This is a genomic window from Methylobacterium sp. J-070 (assembly GCF_022829385.1).
Taxonomy (GTDB): Bacteria; Pseudomonadota; Alphaproteobacteria; order Rhizobiales; family Beijerinckiaceae; genus Methylobacterium.
This window is the reverse complement of the sequence record NZ_JAKSXX010000033.1, coordinates 1-3,487: the sequence shown is the minus strand read 5'-3', so window position 1 is coordinate 3,487 and position 3,487 is coordinate 1. Positions and strand designations below refer to the sequence as shown.

Genomic DNA, 3,487 nt, shown 5'->3' with positions numbered 1-3,487 from the left:
CGCTGACTGGGGAATGGTGGACCGCGCCGCACGCCGCTTGAAAGCTACACTGCGCGGGCTGGTCAACGCCGATCCGGGCGATTCTCCAGGTGCAGGTAGGCTGCATCGAAGCCGCAAAAGGCTCGCAGCCGGGCGAGGTCGGGGATCTGCAACCGCCGGCGCTTGAGCACGATCAGCTTGCCCTCGCGCAGCTCTTGCAGCATGCGATTTACGTGCACCGGCGTCATCCCGAGCAGGTCGGCCAGGTCCGTCTGGCGCAGCGATATATCGTAGGCCGCCCCCCCGTTGTCGCGCGTAGCCAGTCCGACCGCATCAAGGCGGGCGTGCAGTTCGCAGAACAGGTGCGCGATCTGCTTGGAGGCCTCGCGCTGGCCCATGTTCACCAGCCAGGAGCGCAGGATCGCCTCGTCGACCAGCGTCGCCCACCACAGCGCCCGGGCGATGCGCGGGTGGCCGGCCGTGAGTTCGATTACGGTCGCGCGCGAGAGGTACACGACCTCGCAGGGAAGTAAGGTGGCGATGGAGTGGTCCATCCGTTGAAGGATTGCCACGTGCAAGTCGCAGAAATCCCCCGGGACGAATACGGCGGTGATCTGGCGCTTGCCGCCAGGCAGGATCTTGTAGCGGTAGGCGAAGCCCCGCAGGATGAGGTGGACGTTCTCGGGGCGGTCGCCGTCGCAGGTGAGGTCCTGGCCCGCCGCCACGGGTCGCGGGCTGGCGCAAGCGCCCAGCAGTGTGGCCCGGTCCGCGTCTGTGAGGCCGCCGGCGCGGTCGAGCTTGCGGATTAGCGCGTTGGACATGGGAATAGCCCGAGGGGACGCCTGTACCGTGTTCGCCGCGGAGACTGAGTGCGTTGAAAAATCAGCGTGACACGGGCTTATCTCGCCAAGGCAATCGCCGGGGCTGACGATAGTTCGTTCGCGGCCGAACGTCTGAGGCAAGCAGGACTGGTCCTATCCTGGATCGGGACCGCCGGGATCGGGCATGCCAGGGTCGGCATCAGCATTATCTTCGCATCGCGAGTAGCTATGGAACACGGACCGCCGCCGACTTGGTTCGCCTGATCGACCGCACCCCGGACCGGAGGGCAGATGCGGAGCAAGCTGTTGACATGCCTCTCTCCGCTATTGGCCGCGGGCATGATCGTAGAACCATCGAGCGCGTGGGCTCAGGGCACGCCGCAGCCGGCGCCAGTTCGGATGCCAGCCGGCCTGCCGCCTCACTCAGGCTGGTTCCTCGAGTTACTGATCTGCCCCCTCTTGGCTGGCGTCGTATGGTTCGTCTTGTGCCGGGAGGGACCGCCGCCACCGCCTTGCTCAGGCTAGTTCGCTGCCTGCAGCCACTAACGCGAAGCGGCAGCATTAAGCCATAGAGGTCGGTATCGGCGAGCGGCTAGGCATGAGCATCGTTGCCGAAGGGGTCGAGACCGCTGAGCAGCTCGATCACGTGCGCCGAGAGGGCTGCACGCTGGTTCAGGGTTTCCTGTTCAGCAAGTCCCGGGCGAGGCTCTGTGCCATCTCCAGCGCCTGGGGCGACTGGACCGAAAAGCGGTCCGATAGGATGGCCGCGGCCTTCGCCTGCAGCCCCGGTAGGCCGGCGGCGGGCGTGCCGGCGAGGACGTCCGCGGCCCGGTCCGCCTCGGCGTCGAGGATGCCGTAGCCCGGCACGTCGTCGAGGTCCTGGTCCGGTGCAGTCGGGATGGCGGCGATCGTCGCGTCCACGCGCCGCAGGTCGGCGGCCGCCACGGTCAGGGCGGCGTCGGCCTGCGGGGGTGGGTCCGCGGTCGCCGCGTCAGTGGCCGGCTTGGATGCAGCGAGGCGGGCGGCGGTCTCGGTGGCGCGCTCGCGCAGGGTGAGGCGGGCAGGATCGCGGCCGATGAGGCGCTGCAGAGAGGTGCGCAGGGTCATGTCGTGGATCTCCGGATGAGTTCCGCGAGCCCCCGGCCCGCGGCAGGTTGCGGGAAGAGTCAGAGCAGGGAGGCGAAGCCGGTCAGGACCATGCCACCACCGATGATGAGGGCCGCCGCCAGCAGCTCGCCGGCGACATCGAGGAAGCGGAAACCGCGGCTGTGCGGGGTCTCGGGGCGGATCGGCTCCAGGATCTCCCAGGCGTCGTCCTCGCCCGGCAGGCGCTCATTCGGCAGGTTGAGAAACCGGGCGTCAGTCGGGATCCGGCGGCGGGCCGTCGAGATCGGGCGCGTGCCCCGGACCGGGGCAGGCTGGCTGAATTCGGGGATGCGGGCGTGCGTCATCGTTCGGGCTCCGGTGAGGGCTCGTGGCGGCGGGTCGATGGTGAAGAGGGTGGGTCCCTTTTCGGCGCCGATCAGCGCGGCGCGGTCAGGGGCTCAGTGCGCGGCGGCGCGATGGGCGGCCTTGGCGACCTGCCAGGTGGCCTTGAGGGCGGATGACATTGCCTCGGCGCGGGTGACGCCGCAGCGCTCCATGATGCCGACGGCGGCCTTGCAGGCGGCGGTTATGATGGCGGCGCGGTTGTAGCAGCCGGCGACGACGAGGGGGCGGGCGCTCATCAGGCCGGCGGGGATCTTAATGCGGGTATCCTGGCCGGCGCGGTCGATGCGGCTCCAGGAGACGGTGCGCGGGACATCGCGGCTTTTACACGCAAAATTTGTGTACCTCACCAATTTGATCTGAGTGAGGCGAAATGTCAACTCGTTTTGTGTAGATTGCCAAAAAATGTGTACCGGCGTAGGATGCTTCTATGTTCGCCCCTGCCCTATCCCGCGCGGCTCGCGGTTTGATCGACTGGTCTCAATCAGACCTCGCCGCAGCATCGGGCGTCAGCCTGTCCACGGTGAGGGACTTTGAGACTGGCAAGCGGACTCCAATCGCCAACAATCTGGCGGCACTTCAACGCGCTCTTGAAGGTGCAGGCGTCGAGTTCACCAGCGGCGGCGAGCCGGGCGTGAAGCTCCGGCGGAAGGATCCTGCGTGAGTGCCGGCGCCTCCTCAGAACACCTCTCCGAGGTTCTGCGCCTCTGCACGGCGCTCGCATATCGGGCGCTCGACGCTAGGGTCGTGGGACGGTCCATGCCGGCAGAGCAGGCTGTCGCGCTGGCGAAAACGGCGCGCCTTCTGCAGGATTACGGCGTGGAGTGGCCGCCTCTTCTGGCGCAGGTGCTGCACGAACTGGCGGGGAAGGTGGGCTTGCTGGCATCCGCGCCCGAGCGTGAGCAGTCAGGAGACGACGACCTACAGGGTCTGACCCTCTTCCTTGCCGGTTTCAGCAAGAAGGATCGGGCGTGAACGCCGGCCTTGGATTCATCCCCGAGAACGGCGGCGGGGTGGGGATCCGGTTCCGGGAGCGGAAAGGATAAAACCTGCGCTAGGTTCGTTAGGCCTCGACGAGTTGCTCCGATCAGGGACCAAGTATGCGCAGCCTCATCTTCGCCGTCAGCGTCATCGCTCTCGCTGCCCCCGCCTCGGCGCAGGCGCCCGACCGCGGCAACGCGGACCTAGAGACTAACTGT

General features: G+C 67.4%; 6 protein-coding genes. 2 read left to right on the top strand and 4 right to left on the bottom strand.

The window, feature by feature from the left end:
• Nucleotides 1–62: 62 nt before the first annotated feature.
• The 4 genes from MKL01_RS01455 to MKL01_RS01440 all read right to left on the bottom strand — a co-directional run bounded on the left by MKL01_RS01455 (nucleotide 63) and on the right by MKL01_RS01440 (nucleotide 2,527).
• Nucleotides 63–800, bottom strand: coding sequence for a Crp/Fnr family transcriptional regulator (locus MKL01_RS01455; protein WP_243903466.1), 738 nt, complete (start codon nucleotides 798–800; stop codon nucleotides 63–65).
• A gap of 672 nt (nucleotides 801–1,472) precedes the next feature.
• Entirely contained in the window at nucleotides 1,473–1,907 is a 435-nt protein-coding gene (locus MKL01_RS01450; protein WP_243903465.1) for a hypothetical protein, read from the bottom strand.
• A 59-nt stretch (nucleotides 1,908–1,966) separates the two neighbouring features.
• Entirely contained in the window at nucleotides 1,967–2,251 is a 285-nt protein-coding gene (locus MKL01_RS01445; RefSeq protein ID WP_243903464.1) for a hypothetical protein, read from the bottom strand.
• 93 nt (nucleotides 2,252–2,344) lie between these two features.
• Nucleotides 2,345–2,527, bottom strand: a complete 183-nt coding sequence (locus MKL01_RS01440; RefSeq protein ID WP_243903463.1) for a hypothetical protein — start codon at nucleotides 2,525–2,527, stop codon at nucleotides 2,345–2,347.
• Nucleotides 2,528–2,718: 191 nt separating this feature from the next.
• Between MKL01_RS01440 and MKL01_RS01435 the strand changes: the two genes are divergently transcribed.
• On the top strand, nucleotides 2,719–2,952 hold the full coding sequence (locus MKL01_RS01435; protein WP_243903462.1) for a multiprotein-bridging factor 1 family protein: 234 nt from the start codon (nucleotides 2,719–2,721) through the stop codon (nucleotides 2,950–2,952).
• A 95-nt stretch (nucleotides 2,953–3,047) separates the two neighbouring features.
• Nucleotides 3,048–3,263, top strand: coding sequence for a hypothetical protein (locus MKL01_RS01430; protein ID WP_243903461.1), 216 nt, complete (start codon nucleotides 3,048–3,050; stop codon nucleotides 3,261–3,263).
• Nucleotides 3,264–3,487 lie beyond the last annotated feature (224 nt).